The organism is Streptococcus mitis (assembly GCF_946188615.1).
GTDB lineage: Bacteria > Bacillota > Bacilli > Lactobacillales > Streptococcaceae > Streptococcus > Streptococcus mitis_BZ.
Genome location: NZ_CAMHVK010000011.1, coordinates 16539 through 41164 on the forward strand (window position 1 = coordinate 16539; position 24626 = coordinate 41164).

Below are 24626 nucleotides of genomic sequence, written 5' to 3' on the forward strand. Positions count from 1 at the left end.
TTAGAACTCCAAATTGATTCCTGGTAAGTCTAATGCAATTTCAGTTACTTCGTAAGTCAAACGGTTGAGCATGTTCAAACATGGACGAGCCAAAGTTTCAACTTCCTCTTGATTAAACTCACTTGGTTCATTTACAATACGACCTTCCACATGGTTAACTTGGGAAATCGTTCCACTGATAACAAATTTGTCAAAGACAATCATAAAACTTAAGACAACCACTAAAGATGTCACTTGATTTTCTTGGTCATGTTGGAGTAATTGGAAGTTCACATCCACCTTAGTTTCAGGAGTTCCATTTTCATTTTCCCATTCAAAATTACGCGCATCAAAATGATACTGACTGACAAATTCTTGTTCACGTTTAAGATTCATGTCTTTCTCCCTCGGCTACAATATTATAAGCTATTGTACCATAATTTTTTATTTTCATCTAGTTTTCTCGGATTTAGTCAATCCCGATTTCAGCTCGAACTACGTCTGCGATGGTATCAACATAGTAGTCCACTTCTTCTGTTGTAGGCGCTTCTGCCATAACACGCAAGAGGGGCTCTGTTCCACTTGGGCGTACTAGGATACGGCCATTCCCTGCCATTTCTTCTTCCATCTTCTCGATGATATCCTTGATAGCTGGCACTTCCATAGCCTTTTCCTTCATGGCATTTTCCACTCGGATATTGACTAATTTTTGTGGATAGATGGTTACTTCTGCGGCCAACTCTGACAAGCTCTTACCAGTTTCCTTCATGATTTTTGTCAATTGAACAGCAGATAATTGGCCATCACCTGTTGTATTGTAGTCCATCAAGATGACGTGACCAGACTGTTCACCACCGAGGTTGTAACCTGATTTTCTCATTTCTTCAACAACGTAGCGGTCGCCAACTGCAGTGACTGCCTTGTTAATGCCTTCACGGTCCAAGGCCTTGTGGAAACCAAGGTTAGACATAACAGTTGTCACGATTGTATTTTGAGCCAATTGTCCTTTTTCAGAAAGGTATTTCCCGATGATGTACATGATTTTATCACCATCAACGATATCCCCATTTTCATCAACAGCAATCAAGCGGTCACTGTCTCCGTCAAAGGCCAAACCAATAGCTGATCCACTTTCTTTGACCACTTCTTGAAGGGTTTCTGGGTGTGTTGAACCAACATTAAGGTTGATATTAAGACCATCTGGTGTTTCCCCTATAACAGTTAATTGAGCTCCAAGGTCTGCAAAGATTTGACGGGCACTTGTAGAAGCGGCACCATTGGCTGTATCCAAGGCAACCTTCATTCCATCAAGAGGAGTTCCAGTTGAGACAAGGTAGCCCTCATACTTACGCAAGCCTTCTGGATAATCTACCAAGGTTCCCAAGCCTTCAGCACTTGGACGAGGAAGAGTATCTTCTGCAGCATCTAACAAGGCTTCAATTTCTGCTTCTTTTTCATCATCTAGTTTGAAGCCATCACCGCCAAAGAACTTAATTCCATTATCAAGGGCTGGGTTGTGGCTAGCAGAAATCATGACACCAGCACTTGCTCCTTCAGTTTTTACCAAGTAAGCTACTGCTGGTGTTGCAAGGACACCAAGTTTGTAGACGTGAATCCCTACAGAGAGGAGACCTGCCACCAAAGCAGATTCTAGCATTTCCCCTGAAATACGTGTGTCACGTCCTACAAAGACTTTCGGTGCTTCCGTTTCATGTTGACTAAGAACATAGCCTCCAAAACGTCCTAGTTTAAAAGCCAATTCTGGTGTTAGTTCTACGTTAGCTTCTCCACGGACTCCATCAGTCCCAAAATATTTACCCATTTTTATAAAATCCTTTTCCTATTTTTAATTCGTTTTTGAACTAGTTGCTTTCGTTGACGAAGATGTCTCCGACGAACTGCTTGTAGTTGAATTTGATGTGTTTGAACTTGTACCCACAGGTTTTGTAGTGACCTTCATTGTCGTATCAAATGGAGTAATCACCGCTGGTAAGACAACACCATTACGGTCGATTGCCTGCAAAGGTACTGAACCACTGTAATTACCTGTTATGCGTTCGCTGGTTGGTAAAAGCGCAATAATACGATCAATTTTAGCTAGTGTTTCTTGGTCAGTTGTGACAGAGACCCGTTCATTTGACACGGTTACACTATCAATTTGTAGCTTGGAATCAATCTGGCTTTGGTCAACTTGTGGCACAACAATCATCCCATCTCGCTTAACCTTCTTCCCAACTTTCACTGTGATCTTTTGAGGCGTTGCCACAGCAGTCAATCCGCTTGGAAGATTTTCAATATTCAAGGGAACTTCAATCGTTCCAACACTGGCATCCGTCAAATCAGCAGTTACCTTAAACTTACGAGTACTTTCCTGCATTTCGCTGGCCAAGGTCACACGATTGGCTCCTGTCAGCACAACTGAAACCTCTGATGCAAATCCACTAATGAAATACTGGTCATTATCATAGTGAATAACGATAGGAACGTTCGTTATCGTATTGGTGTAAGTTTCTGATTTAACCTGCCTTGCGGTATTACTATTTTGAAAGTTGGTTGACGTTGCATAGATGAATAAGATACAAGCAAAAAAGAGAGATGAAATGATGTATAGACTATTTTTTCTCATATTTCCAACCTCCTAACAAACGGTCCTTGAAACTGACTTTTTCCTCAACGGCTGGCAAAAGAATTGCTCGTAGCTCTGCTTCAAATTCTTCAATCGTCAAGTCGTGCTTGAAAACACCGTTATAGGTAATAGAAATGCCACCTGTTTCCTCTGAGACGATGAAGGTCAAGGCATCGGATACTTCTGACAAACCGATAGCCGCCCGGTGTCTGGTCCCAAATTCCTTTGAAATCCCTGTGCTTTCTGTTAAGGGTAGATAGGCAGAGGTGACTGCAATCCGATTTTCTCTGATAATCACAGCACCATCGTGTAGGGGAGTGTTGGGGATAAAGATATTAATAAGGAGTTCAGCTGAAATATTGGCATCCAAAGGAATCCCTGTCGCAATGTATTCTTGCAAGGTCCGAACTCGTTGGATGGCAACCAGAGCACCAATCTTACGAGGACTCATATATTCAACCGACTTGACAAAGGCACGAATCATTTGCTCCTCTGCACTAATTTGAGCAGTAGAAAAGAAATCTGTCGCCCTTCCCAAACGTTCCAAACCAGTCCGAATCTCTGGAGAGAAGATCACAACTGCAGCAATGACTCCATAGGTGATAATCTGATTAATCAACCAAGAAATCGTTGTTAAACCAAGGATATTGGCCACAACCTGGGCTAATACAAAGATCACAACCCCCCGCACCAAAATCATAATCTTGGTACCAGCTATAGCTTTTGTAAAACGATATAAAATATAGGCCACAATCAAAATATCAAACACATTGATGGCAATACTCCAAGGACTAGAAAACAAGCTAGTCCAATATTGCAGGTTGGATAATTGTTGAAAGTTCATCTGCTGTCTCCTCTCTGTCCAAACACGTTCCTTTCTATTATACCATTTTTCTGGCATTTTTTTCCCTATCCTACTTCATTTTAAATTAAAGAAAAAATATGATAAAATAAACTGATACTCAATGAAAATCAAAGAGCAAACTAGGAAGTTAGCCGCAGGCTGTACTTGAGTACGGTAAGGCGACGCTGACGTGGTTTGAATTTGATTTTCGAAGAGTATGACTAGAAAAAACAAAGGAGAAACCATGTCTCAACTCTATGATATTACCATTGTAGGTGGTGGTCCCGTCGGGCTTTTTGCAGCCTTCTATGCCCACCTACGCCAAGCCAAGGTCCAAATCATCGACTCTCTTCCCCAACTAGGTGGACAGCCTGCTATTCTCTATCCTGAAAAGGAAATCCTAGACGTACCAGGTTTCCCAAACCTGACTGGAGAAGAGTTGACCAACCGCTTGATTGAACAGTTAAACGGCTTTGATACCCCTATTCATCTCAATGAAACGGTTCTTGAGATTGAAAAACAAGAAGAAGGCTTTGTAATTACAACTTCTAAAGGAAGTCACCTGTCTAAAACTGTTATCATCGCTATGGGGGGCGGTGCCTTCAAACCACGTCCTCTGGAACTAGAAGGCGTTGAAGACTATGAAAATATCCACTACCACGTTTCCAACATCCAGCAATATGCTGGTAAGAAAGTGACGATTCTTGGTGGAGGAGACTCGGCTGTGGATTGGGCTTTGGCTTTTGAAAAAATTGCACCAACTACCCTTGTTCACCGCAGAGATAATTTCCGTGCCTTGGAACACAGTGTCCAAGCCTTGCAGGAATCTTCTGTGACCATCAAGACACCATTCGTCCCTAGCCAACTCCTTGGAGATGGGAAAACTCTCGATAAACTTGAAATCACAAAAGTAAAATCTGATGAAACAGACACTATTGACCTAGACCACCTCTTTGTCAACTATGGTTTCAAATCTTCTGTTGGTAACCTTAAAAACTGGGGTCTGGACCTCAACCGCCACAAGATTATCGTCAACAGCAAGCAAGAATCTAGCCAAGCAGGTATCTATGCTATCGGTGACTGTTGCTACTATGACGGAAAAATTGACTTGATTGCGACAGGGCTTGGAGAAGCACCAACCGCTGTTAACAATGCCATCAACTACATTGACCCAGAGCAAAAAGTACAACCAAAACACTCTACTAGTTTATAAAAAAGAACCACGAGTCACATAGGATTCGTGGTTTTATAGTTCATCGGCTAATTTGTTAGCTCATATTTCCCCCTTCTTTAACAAAAATAAAAATGCCTATCAAACTGATAAAACATGTGATATAATAGGGACGGCACTAACAATACGCCTTGGAAAAGGAGGTATTACAGATGCTAGAACTTCTCAAAATAGTACTTATCGCAGTCATCGAGAGTATCATCTCATGGCTGGTGACTCGTTGGTTAGACGATCACTTCGACAAGTAACCTTCCTGGTTAGTGCTATCTAACCCAGAAAAAAATCCCCTCAGTATTGCAGTACCGAGGGGATTTCTGTTAGCACTAAAATGCTAGAACTTCTCAATTCCCCTTTATTATCTCACATACTCTATTTAATTGTCAAGAAAGAGGTGTTTTATATCTTTATAACTCATCGGCTATCTTATTGATTTTTCTGAGTCTGTGGTTAACACCACTTTTGGTCAGAGGAGTGCTGAGACTATCTGCTAACTGCTGGATAGAGTAATCTGGGTGCTGAATTCGCAACTGCGCTACCTCCTGCAAATCTACTGGTAGATTTTCTAGGCCCATGATATCTTTGATTTTGCTGATATTGTTGATAGTCTTCATGCTGGCAGAAACTGTCCGAGCAATATTCGCCGTTTCAGCATTATTAGCACGATTAAGGTCGTTACGGGTTTCTCGTAAAATCTTAACTCGCTCAAAATCATCACGCGCCTTCATGGCTCCGATGACAATCAAGAAGTCCATAATATCTTCGGCTCGCTGGAGATAGGTCACAGCCCCCTTCTTACGCTCAAGAACCTTAGCATCCAGTAAAAACTGCTGGAGAAGAGAGGCAATCCCTTGCGCGTGGTCCAGATAAACAGAACTGATTTCCAACTGGTACTTACCTGACTCAGGGTCACGAATGCTTCCATTTGCCAAGAAAGCACCACAGAGATAAGCACGGCCTGCTTCCTCGTCTGATAAAATCTCCTCGTCAATACCTGTTTCCAGACCAAAGAAGGAGTCTGCCAAGTGCAAATCACTCAGCAAGTCCTGCACCTTTTCATCTGTAAAAACAGTATAGACCCGATTCTTGCGGAGATTACTCCGTTGGTGGTGTCGGATTTCCGATTTGATTTCGTAGAAATGGAGAAAGGACTCATAGAGGTGCCGAGCCAGTTTGGCATTTTCTGTCACGACAGACAAGGTCAAGCCCGAAGTCGAAAGACCGATGCTACCAGACATCTTGATAATGGCAGATAATTCATGCCGGCTCAGATGGTGCTGACCTAGAATTTCTTCTTTTACTGCTACTGTGAAACTCATTTTCTCACCTTTATAATGCGCATCAACTCATCCACGATCAAATCTCCATCGTGGAAGGCACCCCCATTTTCCAGACGAAGGAAGTTGGATGAAATCACACGCGGAACTTGCTTACAAAGACCAGCAAAATCATGTTCCACCTGCACCAAGTATTCATCAAAACGGTTGGAATTCATGTATTCCTGAGGCACTTTTTCGATATTCACCAAGACAGTGTCGATAAAAGGTCGGCCAAGGTGACGATGCAAGACTTCCACATGGTCACTATCTGTAAAGTGTTCCGTCTCCCCACGTTGGGTCATGATATTGCAGACATAGGCGATTTCTGCCTTGGTTTCCAAAAGCGCCTGCCCGATTTCCTTAATCACGATATTGGGCAAAATCGAGGTAAAGAGAGAACCAGGTCCGAGGACAATCATGTCACTTTCAAGAATGGTCTGCACCACTCGACGGCTAGCCAGAGGCGTATCATCGTTAAGGGTATTGGTCACATAGACATGGTCAATCATGCCTGGATGGTCTGCAATATGACTCTCTCCAGCCACCTCTGTCCCATCCTGAAAGACTGCGTGTAGGGTCAAAGGATGGTCACTGGAAGGATAAATCTTTCCAGTTGTATGGAAAAATTTGCTCAGCAACTGCATGGCATTGTAGGTCGAACCCTGCATTTCTGACAGGCCAGCGATAATGAGATTGCCCAATGGATGGCCAGCAAAGGCTCCAGCATCTTCAGAGAAGCGATACTGAAAGACTTTCTCATAAAACTTAGGCATATCCGACATGGCTACAAGTACATTGCGGAGATCGCCTGGCGGTGTCAACTGCTGCATATTTTTTCTGAGTTCACCTGAAGAACCACCATCATCCGCCACCGTTACGATAGCAGCGATTTCCACATCTTTTTCCCGCAGACTTTTTAGAATGACGGGGATTCCAGTCCCTCCACCAATCACCGTTATCTTTGGTTTTCTCATGAACGGTTTACCGTTTCCTTTCTTCGGTCTTTGTCACGGTGCCCTTCATTAACAGGCCAATTCTTGGATAAGTCCTGCGCCAAGCGTTTAGCAAAAGCAACACTACGGTGTTGTCCACCCGTACATCCCATAGCAATGGTCAAAACGGACTTACCTTCCTTCTGGTAACTTGGCAAAATTGGCTCAATCAAGGCCAACAAATGTTGATAAAAATCTTCTGACTCAGGATGATTCATGACATAGTCATAAACTGGTTCATCCACACCCGTTTGGTTTCTCAGTTCTGGTAGATAGTAGGGATTTGGCAAGAATCGGACATCAAAGACTAAATCTGCATCAATCGGGATTCCATATTTAAAGCCGAAAGACATGACTTCGATACGGAAAGACTGGGATTGTTCCTGATCAGAAAACTGCTCTGCAAGGGTTTTACGCAGCTCACGTGGAGTGAGTTCAGTCGTATCCACCACATTTTGACTCATATTTTTCAAAGGTGCCAAGAGCTCACGTTCCAGCTTGATGCCATCCAAAATTCGTCCATCTGCAGCTAGTGGGTGACTCCGTCTGGTTTCCTTGTAACGAGCGACCAATTCCTTATCAGCTGCATCCAAAAAGAGAATTTTAAAGTCCAGTTCTTCCTTGTTTTCCAACTCATCCAAAACATCTTGAATCTCTGAGAAGAAAGAACGGCTACGCATATCTACTACCAAGGCCAACTTATGGTCGTCTTCCTTTGTTTCCACCAACTGCAAAAACTTAGGCAAGAGAGCTGGAGGCATATTATCAATAGTAAAATAACCCAAATCTTCGAAGGACTGAATGGCAACTGTTTTCCCTGCACCACTCATTCCTGTCACAATCACCAAGTGAAGTTGTTTCTTTGTCATCTTTTTCTCCTTATATCAAAAGAAGTTTGGCAGAACCAAACTTCAACTAGCTTATCCAATCTCTGCGATGACTTCGATTTCGACTTTTACATCACGAGGAAGACGAGCTACCTCCACAGCTGAACGAGCTGGAAATTCCTCTTTAAAGGCCGTTTGGTAAACCTCGTTAAAAGGAACAAAGTCGTTCATATCACTCAAGAAACAAGTTGTTTTGACAACATGGTCAAAGTCAGTTCCTGCCTCTGCCAAAATAGCACCGATGTTTTTCAAGACTTGTTCTGTCTGTTCTTGGATCGTTTCTCCAACGATTTCCCCAGTTTCAGGAGATAGGGGAACTTGACCACTAGCAAACAAAAGGTTGCCAACGATTTTTCCTTGAACATATGGTCCAATAGCCTTTGGAGCTTTGTCTGTATGAATTGTTTTTGCCATTTTCTTTTCCTCACAATTTTTCTAAGATTGCATCCCAAGCTTCATCCATCCCTGCCTTGCTGACAGATGAAAAGAGGATAAAGTCGTCACTTGGGTCAAAGTTTAATTTCTTTTTGATTGCTGATTCGTGCTTGTTCCATTTACCACGTGGAATCTTGTCTGCCTTGGTCGCCACAATGATGACTGGAATCTCATAATACTTAAGAAATTCGTACATCTGCACATCATCTGCTGACGGGTCATGACGAAGGTCAACTAGACTGACCACTGCACGGAGATTTTCCCGAGTCGTTAGGTACTCCTCAATCATGCTCCCCCACTTTTCACGTTCCTTTTTAGAAACACGGGCATAGCCATAACCAGGCACATCCACAAAGCGCATCTTATCATCGATATTAAAGAAGTTGAGAAGCTGGGTTTTACCAGGTTTACCTGATGTTCGGGCTAGATTCTTGCGGTTCAGCATGGTGTTGATAAAGCTAGACTTGCCAACATTTGAACGCCCTGCTAGGGCAATCTCTGGCAGTTCATCCTGTGGGTAGTGGGATTTATTCGCCGCACTGAGCAAGATTTCAGCATTGTGTGTATTGATTTCCATAGTCACCTCTAGGCTGTTTCCAAGATTGGTTTATCCGTTCCATCGACAGCTTCTTTTGTGATGCGAACCAATTTCACATTTTCCTGACTCGGTACTTCAAACATGACGTCTAGCATGGTTTCTTCAATAATTGAGCGAAGACCACGCGCACCTGTCTTCCGTTCGATGGCCTTATTGGCGATTTCTTGAAGGGCTTCGTCGTCAAATTCCAACTCGACATCATCATAAGAAAGCAAGGTTTGATATTGTTTAACCAAGGCATTTCTTGGCTCTTTCAAGATACGAACCAAGTCATCAACCGTCAATTGCTCAAGAGCAGCAAAGACAGGCAAACGTCCAATCAACTCAGGGATAATACCAAATTTTTGAATATCTTCTGCGATGATTTCTTGCATGTAAGAGCTGTTTTCATCAATCGCTTTATTGTTTTGACCAAATCCGATAACCTTTTCACCCAGACGTTGTTTGACGATTTCTTCAATACCATCAAAGGCACCACCCACGATGAAGAGGATATTTTTAGTATCCACTTGAATCATCTCTTGTTGTGGATGTTTACGTCCACCTTGAGGCGGTACGCTGGCAACTGTTCCCTCGATAATCTTAAGAAGGGCTTGTTGCACCCCTTCACCAGAAACGTCACGTGTGATCGATACGTTCTCGCTCTTCTTAGCAATCTTGTCAATTTCATCCACATAGATAATGCCACGCTCTGCACGTTCAATGTTAAAGTCAGCAGCCTGCAATAGTTTGAGGAGGATATTTTCCACGTCCTCACCCACATAACCAGCCTCAGTAAGAGCTGTTGCATCCGCAATCGCAAAAGGTACATTCAAGCTCTTAGCCAAGGTCTGAGCAAGGAAAGTTTTCCCTGAACCAGTTGGGCCAATCATCAAGATGTTTGACTTCTGCAAATCTACATCTTCTGACTCTTCTCGCGTATCGTGAAAATTGATACGTTTGTAGTGGTTGTAAACCGCCACTGCCAAGGCACGCTTGGCACGATCTTGACCAATTACATAGTGGTTCAAGATATGGAGGAGTTCAATTGGTTTTGGTACCTCAGACAAGTCTGCCAAGACTTCTTCCGCCAACTCCTCACGAATGATTTCCTGGGCCAACTCCACACATTCATTACAGATAAAGGCATTGTTGCCAGCGATTATTTTTTGTACTTCTTCTTGGCTTTTGCCCCAAAATGAGCAATAAACCATCATATCATTATTCCTATTTGTAGGCATGATTTCCTTCCGTTCTATTCTATACTGTCATTCTATCTAAAATAAGGTCATGTAAAAAGCATGGATACTATTGACCAAATTGGTAAAGGCATTTAACCAGAGCAGGACAGAAAGTCCATAGCGCTTTTTACGAAAAGCCTGTGCTCCTGCAAGCAAGCAGACCAAACACAGCATGGCTGTGAAAAAACCAAATATACTACGTTCCATTAGACTTCCTTTCTCTTGCGGTATTGGATGGTAAAATCATAAGGATTCTTCTCATCTTTGGTATAAGATTTGCTTGAAACCGTCTCAAAAAGGGACAAGTCAAACTCTTCAGGGAAATAAGTATCTCCCTCCACCCGAGCATGAATTTGAGTCACAATCACTTCATCAAGGTAGGGTTCAAAAGCCTGAAAAATCTGCTTTCCACCAATAATATAGAGATTGTTTTCTTGAGCCTGATACCAGTCCAAGACAGACTGGACATCATAAAAAATAGTAACCCCGTCTATCTTTTCTTCTGAATTACGTGTCAAAATCAAGGTCTCCCGTTTTGGAAGCAAGCGACGCCCCATCCCATCAAAGGTCACGCGCCCCATCAAGATAGCATGATTCAGAGTTGTTTCTTTAAAGTGTTGCAATTCTGCTGGCAAATACCAAGGCAGACGATTGTCCTTCCCAATCACACCCTCTTCATCCTGGGCCCAAATAGCTACAATTTTCTTAGTCATGCTTCCATCCTTTTCACTGATAGTACTATTTTATCAAAAAACTCAAAAAAAGACTGGTTTGGAATAGCTTACAGAATAGAAAAAAATCTGTAAGAGGCATCCTACAGATTTTTATATGATTATTCTATTTCTTACAAACCAGGTGCTTGTCCAAGTTCTGCGGCAAGCATCCAGATTGTTTTATCAGTTTCAGTTTTAGCATCTGTAAAGATACCGTTTGTCACATCGTCACCTTCTTCATCAGTAACATCCAAACCTTTTTGGAAGAGTTCTGACAAGTAACGGTAGATAGCAAGGACACGTTCCAAGCTTTCTTCAACATTACGGTATTCACCAGCTTCTTCTTCGATTTCACTGTTTTGAAGGAATTCTGTCAATGTAGAGAATGGGCTACCACCAAGTGTGATCAAACGCTCACTGATTTCATCCAATTGACCATCAAGAGCTTCCATATACTCATCCATTTTTGGATGCCATACAAGGAAACCACGACCACGCATGTACCAGTGCACTTGGTGCAAAGCAACGTGAGCTACATACAAATCAGCAACAGCTTGGTTCAATACTTCCTTTGTTTTTGCCAATGCTACTGGCGCTGCTTTTGTTAATGATGTTACGTCTTTTACTGCTTCTTTTTTCAATTCTACCATTTTATTTTACCTCATTCATTATTATTTGTAACCACTTCTTAATGATTACTACCTTAGTATACTACTAAGGAAAACCAATAGCAAGCCAAATGACTCACATGAGAAAAGTTGCAATAGACTGATAATTTAAGATTTTTTTAGAATAAAACCTAGTCACTTTCAAACTCTCTTAACAGCTATAAAATAAAGAAAAAGAGTATACAATTTGTAGGCTCTTTTCTCATTTTACATCTTAATACCAGACACTGACATCAACCTGTCCTCGTATCCCTTTAAGAGAGTCAGATGAAGTATATTGCCATCCTTTTTCTCCTGAATAATGAGGATTGTTCCAATCAAGCGCATCCGTATAAGCTGCAACCCAGTTTACATGTTGTAAAATATTTGGATGATTCAAACGAGTTTGCAAAAGTTGACGATAGCTATAAACTTTCACGTTTTGGTAACCAGCATGCTTCATGGTTTCCATATACTTATTGATAATTTTAACCCAAGTGTCTGTATCTGCTGGAGCTTTCTTAGATTTATTTTCATACTCCCAGTTTTCAACATCATAGTAGATTGGATAAGATAAGTTCATCTTGTATTTCTTCAAGAGTTCAATAGTCTGTTTGGCATCATTCTCAGCATCTGTTTCATTTTCTGCATAGGTATAAAGATAAACACCATAAGGAATACCTAGTCGATTAAATTCTTGAATATTATGTGCCAATTCCTTATCTTCTACACCGCTGTATCCTAAGCGCACAATAACACCATCAACTCCATTTTCCTGGATAACCTTTTTCCAATCACTAATGCGGCCATTATGCTCACTGACATCAATAACCTTCTTAGCACGGTCAGTTCCGACCTGTTCTTCACGATGGTTAAAGAAATAACGGTGTCCATTTCGATAAACCCAACCAACATTCAAGGCTTTCTTTTCTTTCAGTTCCCCTGAATCAGCAAAAGTATAACGAGTATCGTCCATGATTAACTCACCTGTTGCCATGACACCACTTTCAGTAAGATAGTAGTTTCCATGCCACTCATCTTGAGCCATATAGCCCCACTTCTTGAAATAATACCACTTGCCATCAATCTTTTGCCACTGTTCATTAGCATAAGAACCATCTGCCTTAAGATAGAACCAACTCTTATAATGATTATCGTAAAGCCATTCGTTTTGCATCATGGCACCTTGACCATTCAAGAAATAATTTCCTTGCCACTGACTTTTAGCCATATAGCCCCACTTCTTAAAATAGTACCATTTGCCATTGATTTTCTGCCATTCTTGTTCTGCATAAGAACCATCTGCCTTGAGGTAGAACCAGCTCTTATAATTGTTATCGTAAACCCATTCATTTTTAGCCATGTATCCACCTGCTTTGAGGTAGTAGTTTCCATGCCATTCTTTTTGGGCATAACGACCATCTGCTTTTATATAGAACCAACTATTGTAGCTAGTATCGAAAATCCATTCACTCTTAGCTTTTGAACCATCTGCTTTTACATAGAAGTCACCTTCCCAATGTGCTGATGTTGAATTTGGCTTACTTTCTTCTTTCTGACTACTAGCTCGCGTCTCTTTTACTTCTTCCTTTTTCTCTGGACGCTGACTAGAAGAAGTCTCAACCTTTTTCTCTTCTTCTTTTTGACTTGTAGTCGTTTCTGGTTTCTTTTCTTCTACCTTGCTAGCAGAAGCTTGAACACTGCTTTCTTCCGAAGATGCTTTCGCTTCAGCTTCATTTGCAGCCACCTGATTAACTATCAATCCAAGCAAAAAGGCACTTGCTAATCCAATTTTTCCAATCTTTGTTTTCAATCTTTCATCTCCTATAAAAAATGGAACAGACATATCAATGCTGTTCCACCTAGCTTTTGCTACTTACTAATTATTTTACAAAGTCAAGCAAAGCCAAGAAGCTTTCTGCTTCAAGTGACGCACCACCAACAAGGGCACCGTCAACGTCTGGGCAAGCCATGTATGAAGCAACGTTTTCAGGTTTAACAGAACCACCGTATTGAACACGAACTTTGTCCGCAACTTCTTGACCAAAGTCAGCAGCTACAACGTCACGAACAACTTTACACATTTTTTGTGCGTCGTCTTGTGAAGCTGATTTACCAGTACCGATAGCCCAGATTGGCTCATAAGCGATAACTGATGCAGCAACTTGTTCAGCAGTCAATCCAGCCAATGCAGCAGATACTTGAGCACCTACAAATTCAGCAGCTTTACCAGCTTCGTAAGTTTCAAGTGACTCACCACAACAGATGATTGGAAGCATACCGTTCGCAAAGATTGCTTTTGCTTTTTTGTTGATATCTTCGTCAGTTTCATGGAAGTAGTCACGGCGTTCTGAGTGACCGATAACAACGTAATCAGTACCGATTTCTTTCAAAACTTGTGGGCTTGTTTCACCAGTGAAAGCACCTGCATTTTCAAAGTAGCAGTTTTGAGCAGCAACTTTAAGGTTTGAACCTTTTGCAGCAGCAAGAACAGTTGTCAAATCAAGAGCTGGAGCTGCGATACCTGCTTCAACAAGATCTGATGAAGGAAGTTTTGATGCAACTGCTTCAACAAATGCTTTAGCTTCTTCTGGATTTTTGTTCATTTTCCAGTTACCAGCGATAAATGGTTTACGTGACATTTCACATACCTCTTTTTTCAATTTATTTTCTATTTATTTTATCACAATTAGACACAGCTTGCAAATCTTACTCGGATTTCAAGCCTGCTTCCAACGATTAATCCTTCCAAAGATCCATAGCATTTCTAAAATCTGCAGATACCTGTGTCAACTGAGGATTGCTTGCTTCTCTCTCTGCCCGCTTGGCCTCTATTTGGGTCACACTTTTGATGCCTTCATGGCGCCAATTTCTCAAAATCGCCTGAATGTACTTCCAGTTTGGTTTTCCATTCAAAATCGCTTCACGAAGAGCTTCCTTAATCAAGTCAGCACTGGTTCCATCTTCCTTAAGAGTCTTGGTCAAATCCTCAATCTCAAAAGGGGTCAATAAGCGCCCCAACTCCTGCTGGAAGGTTTCCACCAAATCCTTAAGTTGATTTTGAGGTGTCAACTGCTCTGAACTTGAATGAACTGCTCCAAGCAGGTCATCCAAACGTTCCAATGCCAAACTAGCATCAAAAAGCAATTCGATTTCACCATTCAATTCGATGGTTCGATACTGAAGCAGTCCCCTCTCCGTCAAATTGGAAATAGCCTGATTGACTTCCGAAATTTCCTTGCCAATCCTTTCAGCAATCTGGCTTGGGGACATTTCTTCTAAGCCTGTCGTATTTTGCAAATAGAAAAATTGCCAGACCAGAAAATCGTCGCTAGAAGGAAAGAGTTCCTTAAAATGCAAGAGCAGGGCACTCGGTAAAACCAAGTTCCCTGATTTAAAAGCGTCTAAATATGTCATAATTCCTCTTATAAATACCCAAATGCAGAAGCATCATCTTCTATTTTTCTCCAGTCAAAAGGGGTTTCCTGATAGACGGCATAGTTCACCCAGTTACTGAAAAAGAGGGCTGCTGATGAAGACCAACAAAGACAAGGTGTCTGGTTGACATCGTCATCCTTAAAGTAATTTTCTGGAATATGTGGATCTAGACCTGCATCACGATCTCGGAAATATTCATTTGCCAAGGTATCACGATCATATTCCAAATGCCCAAAACTATAAATTTCTCGTAAATCACGACTAGCCAAAATCGAAACTCCAACCTGAGGACCCTCTGATAAAATCTCGAGATTGGTTTTGTTTAAGACTTCTTCCTTAGAAATCTCCGTGTGCCGTGAATGAGGGGATACATAGCTATCGTCAAAGCCTCTAAAGAGAAGGTGACCTTCCTTTAAGGTGTCCTGAGGATAGATACCCGATAACTTACTGTCCATCTGGTATTTTTCCACTCCATAACGCAGATAGAGTCCCGCCTGAGCACCCCAACAGATATGAAGGGTCGAATAGACATGGGTCTTGGACCACTCGATTACCTGACTGAATTCCTCCCAATAGTCCACTTCCTCAAATGGTAAATGCTCAACTGGAGCACCCGTGATAATCATCCCATCAAAATACTCGTCCTTAACTTCAGGAAAAGTTTTATAGAAGGTCTCCATGTGCTCTGAACGAGTTGTCTTAGAACGGTGGCTTTCCATATAGAGAAAATCAATATCCAGTTGCAGGGGTGTATTAGCCAAATGGCGCAACAACTGGGTCTCTGTCACCATTTTTTTAGGCATGAGATTTAAGATCAAAATCTTCAAGGGACGAATATCTTGGTGGGCAGCACGTTGATCATCCATGACAAAGATATTCTCTATCCGTAAAATCTCAACAGCTGGTAATTTTTTATCAATTCGAATCGGCATAACCTTCTCCTAACTGTATTCTTTCAGGAATCATTGCATATGTTTGAAGTCAAATCTCAAACACTTAGTCCTTTTATTATACTGCAAGAAGATATAGTTTTCAATTATACTTTTTCTCTAACTAGCTATAGTCTATTTTTATATCCTAATGTAGAGAAAACAGCCCTAGGGACTGTTTTTCATTAATAATGCATAAGAACTTTGTAATCGTAGTCACCGATTTTTTCACGGCCGTTCAATTCATCCAATTCAACAAGGAAAGCACAACCTGCTACAACACCACCAAGTTTTTCAATCATCTCGATAGTTGCCTTAACAGTTCCACCTGTTGCCAAGAGGTCATCCACGATAAGAACTCGTTGACCTGGCTTGATAGCGTCAGCATGCATAGTCAAGGTATCAACACCGTACTCTTTTTCATAGTCAGCAGAAATGACTTCGCGTGGCAATTTACCTGGTTTACGAACAGGTGCAAAACCAATTCCCAACTCAAAGGCAACTGGACAGCCTACGATAAAACCACGAGCCTCAGGACCTACAATCATGTCGATTTTCTTATCAGTAGCATACTGAACGATTTCACGAACAGCGTAGCTATAAGCATTCCCATCAGCCATCAAAGGACTGATATCGCGGAAGGTAATTCCTTCCTTTGGATAATTTTCAATTGTTGCAATGTAATCTTTTAAATTCATCTTTTTCTTTCTTTCAAAGTTTTTACTCTCTATTATACCATATTTTCTCAAAAAGAAGAAAGTATAACCAATATTCCCCAACTGATACTCAATGAAAATCAAAGAGCAAACTAGGAAGTTAACCGTAGGTTGCTCAAAACAGTGTTTTGAGGTTGTGGATAGAACTGACGAAGTCAGCTCAAAACACTGTTTTGAGGTTGCAGATAAGACTGACGAAGTCAGTAACCATACTTACGACAAGGCGAAGCTGACGTGGTTTGAAAAGATTCTCGAAGAGTATAAGAGCCTGATTTCTATTTCCACTTTGTAACTCTGGTAACAACAGCAAAAAGCTGATGAATCATTCGATTCATCAGCTTTAGGGATGATATGTTCATTACAAACAAATCATATCAATCAGAAAGCTTAGTCTTCTTTCTTCTTGCGAGCTACAAGACCAAATCCACTCAATACTCCGAGAAGTCCAAGTGCTGCAAGGTTAGCATGGTCTTCTGTACCAGTATTTGGCAATTCACGCTTACCTTCAGCTTCTTTGACTGCTGTTGGTTGTGCTGGTTGTGCTGGAGTAGCCGGTACTTGAGGTTTAGCTGGCTGTTCAGGCATTGCTGGAGTAGCTGGCTCAACTGGTTGTACTGGTTGACTTGGATCAACTGGAGTTGGCATTTCAACTTTTCTGAAGATATGCTTGATAGTTCCAGCTGGATCCGTTACAGTCTTCACATATTCGTAACCTGGAATTGTTCCTGGTTCTTTAGAACCTGGCTCAGTTGGTTTCAATGGATTTCCATTCTCATCAGTCCAAATAGTTGTATTTTGTTTACCTGGATTTGGTTGAGGAACAGGTGAAGGTGTTGGAGCTGGTTGTGTTACTTTTTCGTAGACATGTTCGATATCGCCATTTGGAAGTTTCTTAGTTTCTACGAAGCGGTATCCTGGAATATCTTTCTTAGGTTGTTCACCATCTTCAGTTGGATTTCCTGGAATTACATTTCCATCTTTATCTTTGAATGTTGTAGTTACTTTTTCGTATACATGTTCTGTATTTCCATCTTCAGTAGTTCTAGTCTCTACGAATTTGTATCCTGGGATATCTTTCTTAGGAGTTGATCCTTCCTCAGTTGTAGTTCCCTCGATTTCGTGTCCGTCAGTATCTACGAATGATGTCGTTACTTTTTCGTATACATATTCTGTATCTCCATTTGGAAGTTTCTTAGTTTCAACTACTTTGTATCCTGGAATCTTCTTAGGATCTTTTGTTCCTTCTTCTGTTGTTGTTCCTGGAATTGGGTTACCATTCTTATCTACGTGTTTAGTTGTTACTGGCTCGTAGATGTGCTTAGTATTCCCTTTATCATCCGTTTCAGTCTTAACAAGTTTGTAGCCTGGAATAGTTTCTGATGGGTTCTTACCATCTTTAGATGGGATTAGTTCAGTTTCTTTACCGTCTTTCCCTACTACTACAAATTTAGTGTCAGGACGAACTGTTGGAGTGTAAGAAGCTTTGATTGTTTTACCATTCTTGTCCTTACGTACCACTTTAACTGGAGTAGCTTTTCCTACGAAGTTTGGTTCTGGAGTGAAGGTTACTTTACCATCTTTATCGATTGTGTAAGTTCCTTCTCCTGGTACCTCTTTAGTTGTTGATCCATCTTTAAACGTTGGAGCTACTGTAGTGTCAACATCACCTTTGAATACTGGAGTATTAGATTGAGGTTGTCCTTTAGCACCTTCAGATACTACGTTTTCTGTAGTTGTTTTACCTAATACTGTTGGTATGTATTTAGCTGTTACTGGTGTTCCGTTTTCGTCAACACGTTTAACTGTTACACCTTTAGCTTTTCCTACGAAGTCTTTTTCTGGAGTGAAGGTTACTTTACCGTTCTTATCGATTGTGTAAGTTCCTTCGCCTGGTACTTTCTTCTCAGTTGTTCCATCATCAAATGTTGGAGCTACTTTTTCATCGATTGGTACTGTTACAGTTTTACCGTTTACTTTAGTAGTTCCTGGTGTGAATACTGGAGTCTCAGATTGAGGTTGTCCTTTTTCACCGATTGATGTTACGTCTTTACCTGCTGGCGTTACTGGTAACACTACTGGAGTGTAAGTAGCTGTTACTGGTGTTCCATTTTTGTCAACACGTTTAACTGTTACACCTTTAGCTTGACCTGTGAAGTCTTTATTTGGAGTGAATGTTACAGTTCCGTCTGGAGCTACTGTGTAAGTTCCTTCTCCTGGCACTTCTTTCGTAGTTGAACCATCTTCGAATGTAGCTGGTTTAGTATCATCAAGTTCTACAGTTTTTTCTACACCGTTAACTGTTGTTTTACCTGCTTCGAATTCTGGTTTTCCTTTTTGAGTTGCACCTTGAACATCAGTTGTAGTTACACCGTCAGCAGTTGGTGTTACTGGTTTAACTGTTGGTGTGTATTTCGCAGTTACTTCTGTTCCATTTTTGTCAAGACGTTTAACTGTTACACCACTAGCTTTACCTGTAAATTGTGGTTCTGGAGTGAATGTCACTACACCTTTTTCATCGATAGTGTAAGTTCCTTCTCCTGGTACTTTCTTCTCTGTTGTTCCATCGTCAAATGTTGGTTTAACAGTTTCATCGATTTCTACAGTTACTTTTTGACCATTAACTGTTGTTGTACCTGGTGTAAATACTGGAGTTCCAGTTTGTTTAGCACCTTGAACATCTTCAGATACTACATCATCTGATGTTGGAGTAACTGGTTTAACTGTTGGTGTGTACTTAGCTGTAGCTGGAGTTCCGTTTGTATCTTTACGTTGAACTTCAATACCTTGTGCTTTACCTGTGAAGTTTGGTTCTGGTTTGAATGTTACTTCACCAGTTTCTGGGTTGATTGTGTAAGTTCCTTCTCCTGGTACTTCTACTGAAGTTTCATCAGTTGGTTCACCAGTTTCTGGATCGATTAATTTAGCTGGTACAGTTGGGTCAATTGGAGTTTTAGTGTTTCCTTCAGTGAATGTTGGAGTTCCACTTTGCTCTTGACCTTGCGCACCTTCAGAAGTTGTTCCTTTCGCAGTTGGTTTAACAGGCGTGATATTTGGAGTGTAAGTTGTTGTTACAGGAGTTCCATTTGTATCTTGCGCTTGAACTGTTACTGGTTTAACTGGTCCTGAGTAAGTTTTGTCTGTTGGAGTGAATACTGCAACTGGATCTTTACCAGGTTCTTTTTTAAGTGTATACGTACCAATTACATTTCCTTCTGGATCTTTAGCTGGTACTGAATCTGCTGGTTGTCCTTTTTCATCTAATAATGTGTAAGTATCTGGATTGATATCTACAGATTTTTCTGTTTTAGCTCCTGTTACAGGATCTTTAACAACCGCTGATCCACCTGTGAATTTAACTGGTTCTTCTTGTGTTTGACCTTGAATGTCACTAGAGTTAGCTGGTTCTGCTTTTGGAGAAGTTCCTACCACCGTTGGTGTAAATGTACCAGTTGCTGGTGTTCCATTTGTATCTCTACGTTGTACGGTTACACCTTTAGCTTTTCCTACAAATTGTGGTTCTGGAGTAAATGTTATTTCTCCTGTTTTAGGATTAACTTTATATTTTCCTTCTCCTGGAACAACAACTTCATCAACTTCTTGTCCTGTAGTTGGATCAATTAGTTTGGCAGGTACATTTTCATCGATAGGTACTTCTTTTTCTTCATTACCAATTCTCGCTTTACCACCATGGAATTGCGGTGTTCCACTTTGTTCTGCACCTTGGATATCCGCAGTTGCCACATGGTCTCCGTCTGGGTCTGCAGGAACTACTACCGCTGTATAGTCAGCTGTTACAGGTGTTCCGTTTGTATCTTTACGTTGAACTTTGATTGGTGTTCCTTTTCCTGTGAATTGAGGATCTGGCTTAAATGTTACCTCACCAGTTTCTGGATCTACTGTGTAAGTTCCTTCTCCATCAATTGTTACTGAGTCTACTGGTTGACCAGTTTTAGGATCGATTAGTTTAGCTGGCTCTTTAGTATCGATAGGAACTTCTACTTCTTTTCCATCAATTGTAGCTTTACCAGGTTTGAATTCAGGAGTTCCTTTTTGTGTCGCTCCTTGGATATCTTTTGTGAATGTATCTACACCTTTTGGTGTTACTGGTTTAACAGTTGGTGAGTAAGTAGCTGTTGTTGGAGTTCCATTCGCATCTTTGGCTTGAACTGTTGCTGGTACTGGATTACCCGTAAAGTCTTTATTTGGTGTGAATGTTACTTTACCTGTTGTTGGATCGATTGTGTATGTACCAACTTCTTTTCCGTTAGCGTCTTTCGCTGGAATTGTTGTTTTGTCGGTTGGCTCACCTGTTTCTGGATCGATTAATTTAGCTGGTTGTTCAGCATCGATCTTCATAGGAACTTTAGCATCACCTGGTGTGAATGTTGGAGTTCCTTCTTGAGGTTGTCCTTGTGCACCTTCAGTAGATTTTGGAGTTCCTGTAGGCTCAACTGGAGTGATATTTGGAGTATAAGTTGTTGTTACTGGAGTTCCATTTGTGTCTTTAGCTTGGATAGTAACTGGTTCAACTTCACCTGCATATGTTTTATCAGTTGGTGTAAATACTGCAGTTGCTTTACCGTCTACAACTTTAAGTGTGTATGTACCGATAACATCTCCTGCTGGGTTTTTAGCTGGTACTGATGTAGCTGGTTGTCCATCTTCACCTAATAATGTGAATGAGTTAGGATCAAGTGGTACTTCTTTTTCGACACCGTTAACAGTTGCTTTACCAGGTTTGAAGGTTACTTCTTTCGATTGTTCAACACCTTGTGCATCAGTTGTTTCAGCTGGTGAAGCAGTTGGTGTGACACCTACGATAGATGGAGTGTAAGTTGTTGAAACTTTTGTTCCATTTTCGTCTTCTGCTTGTACTTTAGCTGGTTGTACTTTACCTTTGTATTCTTTATTCGTTGGTGTGAATGTTACTTTGTTAGTAGCTGGGTCAATTGTGTATTCCCCTACTTTGTTTCCTTCTGGATCCAAAGCATCTACTGGAGTGCCAGGCGCTACTGGGTTACCTTCTTTATCAAGAAGAACCGCTGAGTTAGCTTTAATTGGTACTGATTTTTTCTCACCTTCTACTGTTGTTTCACCAGGTGCAAATGATACAGTTCCATCTTGTGGTTGTCCTTGGATACCTGAAGATTCTGCTGGTGTTGCACTTGGTGTTACACCTACGATGTGTGGAGTGTAAGTAGTGTTTACTTTGCTTCCATTTTTATCTTCAGCTTGAACTTTAGCTGGTGTTACTTTACCAGTATATGATTTATCAGTTGGTGTGAATGTTACTTCACCTGTAGCTGGGTTTACTGTGTATTCCCCTACTTTATTACCTTTTTCATCTAAAGCATCTACTGGGCCAGTTGCTTCTGTTCCATCTGGATTTAATAGTTTTACAGAGTTTTCTTTAATTGGTACTTCTGCATTTCCTGCTGTGAATGTAGGAGTTCCTTTTTGAGTTTCACCTTGTACTCCTGCAGAGTCAGCTGGTTTAGCTGTTGGTTCTACAGCAGTTACTGTTGGAGTGTATTTTGTAGTAGCTGTCGCTGTTACTGGTTGACCATCTTTATCTTGACCTACTGGTGCTGTTAATGTTACGTCAACACCTGAAGCTGTTCCTGTGAATGTTGGAAGTGGTTGGAATTTAACTTCTCCAGTTGCTGGATCGATTGTGTAAGTTCCTTCTCCATCTACAGTTACAGAGTCAACTTTATCGCCAGTTTTTGGATCTACTAATTTAGCTGGGTAAGTAGCACTTGGTGTTACTGGTGTAGCTGAATCACCTTCAGTTTTAAATGCTGGTGTTTTCTTCTGTTCTTTACCTTGAACATCTGTTGATTCTTCTGGATCTGCAGTGATTTCTTTTGGAGTTACTGTTGGAATATAAACAGCATCCATAGTTTTTGTAGTCGTTGAATGTGTACCATCATTGATGTTTTCAAGACCGTTTTGAGCTGTTAATGCAGTCCATCCAGTAGATTGACCATTTGAGTCCACTGCTCGTAGTGTAATACCGTCAGCTTTACCTACAAAGTTAGCTTCTGGAGTGAAGGTTACTTTATCTTCTGTTACTGTGTATGTACCTTGACCTGGAACTTTAAGAGTATCAACTAGGTTGTCACCATCAACAATTTTAACGCTACCTTGAGCTTTCTTAGTAGTTTCAGCACTGATTACATTACTTTGTTCAGTATACTGAATTTTACCATATGAGTTGAATGTAGTTTTACCGTTGTTAGAACCTAGGTCAGATGCATCGTCTCCTAATGCACGTGTTCTGAATTCGATACCTACAGATTGAGTTTCACCTTGTTTACCAGTAGTTTCTTCTTTATCTCCACGAGGTGGATGAATTACTTGGATTTGGTTATCTTCTACTTCCCCTGAGTAAGCAATACCGATTGGTTTTTCAATTTGAGATTCTTCAGTTGCAATACGTACACGGAAGTTTACAACATCTTTACTAGTATCAACTACTTGAGTGTTTTTAAATGTAAGTTCTACTTCTTGGTCTTTTCCTGTTACTGTAGCGATATTAGATTCTTCACCTTTATCAAATTTACCATTTCCGTTGAAGTCGATAAATCCACGAACGTAAGCTGGTTCTACAGTGTCTGTGTATTTTTCATTACCATTTGCTGAAGCAATCACTTTTACTTTGTATGTGTTATCTGGTCCTTTAACTAATTGAACTTCTGGACGACCTGTATCTTTATTAGGATGAACGTTATCTGGAGAGATAAGTTGATCTACACCTTCATCTCCAGTGTCTTTTGTATCATCTGAGTCAACACCAATTACACGAGTACCTGGAGCTGAGTCGATATCGGCTTTCACTTTACCTAAGTATGGTTGTTGAATTTGACGAACAGCTTTTGTTGTCCAGTCTGTTGTTTGTGTTTTTAAGTAGTGCTCAGCAATACCATATGATTCTGGAAGATCTCCGAAGTCAGAGAATTTAATACCAATCATTGAAGATTGGGCACCAGAAGTCATGATGTAGAATCCTAATTGTGATACGTTAGCTGATGATACGATTGGTGTAGCATTTGCCCCTGCGTTAATGTATGGACCGAATACTTGTGAGCCTAATCCACCAGTTGCGCTATCTGGAGTTGCGAATTGTTTAGCTTTGATTGCTTTAATTACGTCCGCTGAAAGCCATTTTTCAATGCCCTTATCACTTGCAAATCCATTGAAGTTAGGGTTCGGTGCATATGGCGTATCTTTTCCTGCTTTACCTACGATTCCAGCTAGTTCCCATGGTGTACCGTTAGTAGTATAAATCTCTACCTCATTACGTACTTGTTCCTCACCAGATGTCATTACAACCCCTGGTTTTACCTTTTTACCATTGTATTCAGCTTCTAGGTCAAATAATACCCCAGCAACTGTTCCGTTTTTCGGTTTTCCGTCATCATTTGTTCCAGAAAGTGTTGTTTTGGCTGTAGTACCAGTATTAATACCAGTAGATTGAACCTGAGTCCATCTATTTTGAGGGGCAGCCCCAATACCACTTCCACCATTATCTGGGTTAAAAGCGTTGTTTGCATTTTCTTCATAAGAAGCTGCATTGTCTGTTCCAGCTACACGGTTTTTATAAATCTCTGTTGAATGGAATGGCTTAAGATCTTTTACTGTTAATTTAACTTTATAACCTGGAATTAGTTCTTTTTCATAAACTGAACCAACTTGAAGTTGTCCGTTATCTTTTAAACCTTTCCAAGCTGTTGTATCTCCTAAGTCAATCCATTGGATTTGGTCATTTAGTTTCGCGATTTCTTTAAGTTTTGTTTTTACTTTAACATCTGCTAGTGACTCATAGTCACGATCTGCTAACCATTTTTTACCTGCTTCTTCAGATGAATCTTTAAGAGGAGTTGTTTGAGCATCTGCCAAGTTTACTGCGAACTTACCATCACGGCCGATTCCTGCATTTTTCAACTCGTTGTAGACTGCAAGGATTGATTCGTTAAGGCGTTCCAATTGTGCATCTACTTGCTCTTTTGTGACACTCTTATCAGCAAGAAGAGCCTTAGTTTCAGTAAGAAC

The 24626-nt window shown here is 40.9% G+C and carries 21 protein-coding genes; 2 read left to right on the plus strand and 19 right to left on the minus strand.

The window, feature by feature from the left end:
- The 4 genes from OCF95_RS09555 to cdaA form a co-directional block, all read right to left on the minus strand.
- Nucleotides 1-375: a DUF1149 family protein gene (locus tag OCF95_RS09555; RefSeq protein WP_136937592.1), complete on the minus strand. Its 375-nt coding sequence runs from the start codon at nucleotides 373-375 to the stop codon at nucleotides 1-3.
- Nucleotides 376-448: 73 nt separating this feature from the next.
- On the minus strand, nucleotides 449-1801 hold the full coding sequence (glmM, locus tag OCF95_RS09560) for a phosphoglucosamine mutase (RefSeq protein ID WP_247953249.1): 1353 nt from the start codon (nucleotides 1799-1801) through the stop codon (nucleotides 449-451).
- A gap of 24 nt (nucleotides 1802-1825) precedes the next feature.
- A complete protein-coding gene (locus OCF95_RS09565) occupies nucleotides 1826-2605 on the minus strand; it encodes a CdaR family protein (protein WP_237447312.1) in 780 nt (259 codons plus the stop codon).
- The gene (cdaA, locus tag OCF95_RS09570) at nucleotides 2592-3449 is read right to left on the minus strand and encodes a diadenylate cyclase CdaA (RefSeq protein WP_001011075.1); all 858 of its coding nucleotides are present in this window, start codon (nucleotides 3447-3449) and stop codon (nucleotides 2592-2594) included. The genes OCF95_RS09565 and cdaA overlap by 14 nt, the downstream gene beginning before the upstream one ends.
- Before the next feature lie 244 nt (nucleotides 3450-3693).
- Between cdaA and OCF95_RS09575 the strand changes: the two genes are divergently transcribed.
- Nucleotides 3694-4662, plus strand: a complete 969-nt coding sequence (locus OCF95_RS09575) for an NAD(P)/FAD-dependent oxidoreductase (protein WP_261105312.1) — start codon at nucleotides 3694-3696, stop codon at nucleotides 4660-4662.
- A 422-nt stretch (nucleotides 4663-5084) separates the two neighbouring features.
- Here OCF95_RS09575 and whiA read toward each other — a convergent pair whose 3' ends face one another.
- The 14 genes from whiA to OCF95_RS09645 form a co-directional block, all read right to left on the minus strand.
- On the minus strand, nucleotides 5085-5996 hold the full coding sequence (whiA, locus tag OCF95_RS09580; RefSeq protein WP_004257845.1) for a DNA-binding protein WhiA: 912 nt from the start codon (nucleotides 5994-5996) through the stop codon (nucleotides 5085-5087).
- Nucleotides 5993-6970 (minus strand): YvcK family protein, encoded by a 978-nt coding sequence (locus OCF95_RS09585; protein ID WP_023943688.1) that lies wholly within the window; start codon nucleotides 6968-6970, stop codon nucleotides 5993-5995. The genes whiA and OCF95_RS09585 overlap by 4 nt, the downstream gene beginning before the upstream one ends.
- The gene (gene rapZ, locus OCF95_RS09590) at nucleotides 6967-7857 is read right to left on the minus strand and encodes an RNase adapter RapZ (protein ID WP_261105313.1); all 891 of its coding nucleotides are present in this window, start codon (nucleotides 7855-7857) and stop codon (nucleotides 6967-6969) included. Before rapZ ends, OCF95_RS09585 begins: the two co-directional genes overlap by 4 nt.
- A gap of 51 nt (nucleotides 7858-7908) precedes the next feature.
- Entirely contained in the window at nucleotides 7909-8289 is a 381-nt protein-coding gene (locus OCF95_RS09595; RefSeq protein WP_001140420.1) for a RidA family protein, read from the minus strand.
- Between the two features lie 10 nt (nucleotides 8290-8299).
- Nucleotides 8300-8887: a ribosome biogenesis GTP-binding protein YihA/YsxC gene (gene yihA, locus OCF95_RS09600; protein ID WP_020903048.1), complete on the minus strand. Its 588-nt coding sequence runs from the start codon at nucleotides 8885-8887 to the stop codon at nucleotides 8300-8302.
- A gap of 8 nt (nucleotides 8888-8895) precedes the next feature.
- Nucleotides 8896-10128, minus strand: coding sequence for an ATP-dependent Clp protease ATP-binding subunit ClpX (gene clpX / locus OCF95_RS09605; RefSeq protein WP_261105314.1), 1233 nt, complete (start codon nucleotides 10126-10128; stop codon nucleotides 8896-8898).
- A 36-nt stretch (nucleotides 10129-10164) separates the two neighbouring features.
- Entirely contained in the window at nucleotides 10165-10335 is a 171-nt protein-coding gene (locus OCF95_RS09610) for a hypothetical protein (RefSeq protein ID WP_000442260.1), read from the minus strand.
- Nucleotides 10335-10841 (minus strand): dihydrofolate reductase, encoded by a 507-nt coding sequence (locus tag OCF95_RS09615; RefSeq protein WP_261105315.1) that lies wholly within the window; start codon nucleotides 10839-10841, stop codon nucleotides 10335-10337. The genes OCF95_RS09610 and OCF95_RS09615 overlap by 1 nt, the downstream gene beginning before the upstream one ends.
- Before the next feature lie 131 nt (nucleotides 10842-10972).
- The gene (locus OCF95_RS09620; protein WP_000229882.1) at nucleotides 10973-11491 is read right to left on the minus strand and encodes a Dps family protein; all 519 of its coding nucleotides are present in this window, start codon (nucleotides 11489-11491) and stop codon (nucleotides 10973-10975) included.
- Between the two features lie 232 nt (nucleotides 11492-11723).
- Nucleotides 11724-13334, minus strand: a complete 1611-nt coding sequence (gene lytC, locus OCF95_RS09625) for a choline binding-anchored murein hydrolase LytC (RefSeq protein ID WP_261105316.1) — start codon at nucleotides 13332-13334, stop codon at nucleotides 11724-11726.
- Between the two features lie 37 nt (nucleotides 13335-13371).
- Nucleotides 13372-14130: a triose-phosphate isomerase gene (tpiA, locus tag OCF95_RS09630; protein WP_000087893.1), complete on the minus strand. Its 759-nt coding sequence runs from the start codon at nucleotides 14128-14130 to the stop codon at nucleotides 13372-13374.
- A 97-nt stretch (nucleotides 14131-14227) separates the two neighbouring features.
- Nucleotides 14228-14905, minus strand: coding sequence for a DnaD domain-containing protein (locus tag OCF95_RS09635; RefSeq protein ID WP_261105317.1), 678 nt, complete (start codon nucleotides 14903-14905; stop codon nucleotides 14228-14230).
- A gap of 8 nt (nucleotides 14906-14913) precedes the next feature.
- Nucleotides 14914-15858, minus strand: a complete 945-nt coding sequence (metA, locus tag OCF95_RS09640) for a homoserine O-acetyltransferase MetA (RefSeq protein WP_023948142.1) — start codon at nucleotides 15856-15858, stop codon at nucleotides 14914-14916.
- Between the two features lie 182 nt (nucleotides 15859-16040).
- Nucleotides 16041-16553 (minus strand): adenine phosphoribosyltransferase, encoded by a 513-nt coding sequence (locus OCF95_RS09645; RefSeq protein WP_001049318.1) that lies wholly within the window; start codon nucleotides 16551-16553, stop codon nucleotides 16041-16043.
- 91 nt (nucleotides 16554-16644) lie between these two features.
- Here OCF95_RS09645 and OCF95_RS09650 point away from each other — a divergent pair, with 91 nt between their 5' ends.
- Complete coding sequence (locus OCF95_RS09650) at nucleotides 16645-16863, plus strand: hypothetical protein (RefSeq protein ID WP_261019555.1); 219 nt, start codon at nucleotides 16645-16647, stop codon at nucleotides 16861-16863.
- 95 nt (nucleotides 16864-16958) lie between these two features.
- Here the strand turns inward: OCF95_RS09650 and OCF95_RS09655 are convergent.
- Nucleotides 16959-24626, minus strand: a 7668-nt coding sequence (locus OCF95_RS09655) for a GEVED domain-containing protein (protein WP_261105318.1), incomplete at its 5' end; no start/stop codon positions are given.

What these genes read in the sequence shown, in the direction of transcription:
- OCF95_RS09555 (WP_136937592.1), bottom strand. Translation starts at nt 375, where the DNA reads ATGAATCTTAAACGTGAACAAGAATTTGTCAGTCAGTATCATTTTGAT.
- metA (WP_023948142.1), bottom strand. Translation starts at nt 15,858, where the DNA reads ATGCCGATTCGAATTGATAAAAAATTACCAGCTGTTGAGATTTTACGG.
- yihA (WP_020903048.1), bottom strand. Translation starts at nt 8,887, where the DNA reads ATGGAAATCAATACACACAATGCTGAAATCTTGCTCAGTGCGGCGAAT.
- OCF95_RS09595 (WP_001140420.1), bottom strand. Translation starts at nt 8,289, where the DNA reads ATGGCAAAAACAATTCATACAGACAAAGCTCCAAAGGCTATTGGACCA.
- OCF95_RS09610 (WP_000442260.1), bottom strand. Translation starts at nt 10,335, where the DNA reads ATGGAACGTAGTATATTTGGTTTTTTCACAGCCATGCTGTGTTTGGTC.
- cdaA (WP_001011075.1), bottom strand. Translation starts at nt 3,449, where the DNA reads ATGAACTTTCAACAATTATCCAACCTGCAATATTGGACTAGCTTGTTT.
- OCF95_RS09565 (WP_237447312.1), bottom strand. Translation starts at nt 2,605, where the DNA reads ATGAGAAAAAATAGTCTATACATCATTTCATCTCTCTTTTTTGCTTGT.
- glmM (WP_247953249.1), bottom strand. Translation starts at nt 1,801, where the DNA reads ATGGGTAAATATTTTGGGACTGATGGAGTCCGTGGAGAAGCTAACGTA.
- rapZ (WP_261105313.1), bottom strand. Translation starts at nt 7,857, where the DNA reads ATGACAAAGAAACAACTTCACTTGGTGATTGTGACAGGAATGAGTGGT.
- OCF95_RS09635 (WP_261105317.1), bottom strand. Translation starts at nt 14,905, where the DNA reads ATGACATATTTAGACGCTTTTAAATCAGGGAACTTGGTTTTACCGAGT.
- OCF95_RS09620 (WP_000229882.1), bottom strand. Translation starts at nt 11,491, where the DNA reads ATGGTAGAATTGAAAAAAGAAGCAGTAAAAGACGTAACATCATTAACA.
- OCF95_RS09645 (WP_001049318.1), bottom strand. Translation starts at nt 16,553, where the DNA reads ATGAATTTAAAAGATTACATTGCAACAATTGAAAATTATCCAAAGGAA.
- tpiA (WP_000087893.1), bottom strand. Translation starts at nt 14,130, where the DNA reads ATGTCACGTAAACCATTTATCGCTGGTAACTGGAAAATGAACAAAAAT.
- whiA (WP_004257845.1), bottom strand. Translation starts at nt 5,996, where the DNA reads ATGAGTTTCACAGTAGCAGTAAAAGAAGAAATTCTAGGTCAGCACCAT.
- OCF95_RS09585 (WP_023943688.1), bottom strand. Translation starts at nt 6,970, where the DNA reads ATGAGAAAACCAAAGATAACGGTGATTGGTGGAGGGACTGGAATCCCC.
- OCF95_RS09615 (WP_261105315.1), bottom strand. Translation starts at nt 10,841, where the DNA reads ATGACTAAGAAAATTGTAGCTATTTGGGCCCAGGATGAAGAGGGTGTG.
- OCF95_RS09575 (WP_261105312.1), top strand. Translation starts at nt 3,694, where the DNA reads ATGTCTCAACTCTATGATATTACCATTGTAGGTGGTGGTCCCGTCGGG.
- lytC (WP_261105316.1), bottom strand. Translation starts at nt 13,334, where the DNA reads ATGTCTGTTCCATTTTTTATAGGAGATGAAAGATTGAAAACAAAGATT.
- OCF95_RS09650 (WP_261019555.1), top strand. Translation starts at nt 16,645, where the DNA reads ATGAAAATCAAAGAGCAAACTAGGAAGTTAACCGTAGGTTGCTCAAAA.
- clpX (WP_261105314.1), bottom strand. Translation starts at nt 10,128, where the DNA reads ATGCCTACAAATAGGAATAATGATATGATGGTTTATTGCTCATTTTGG.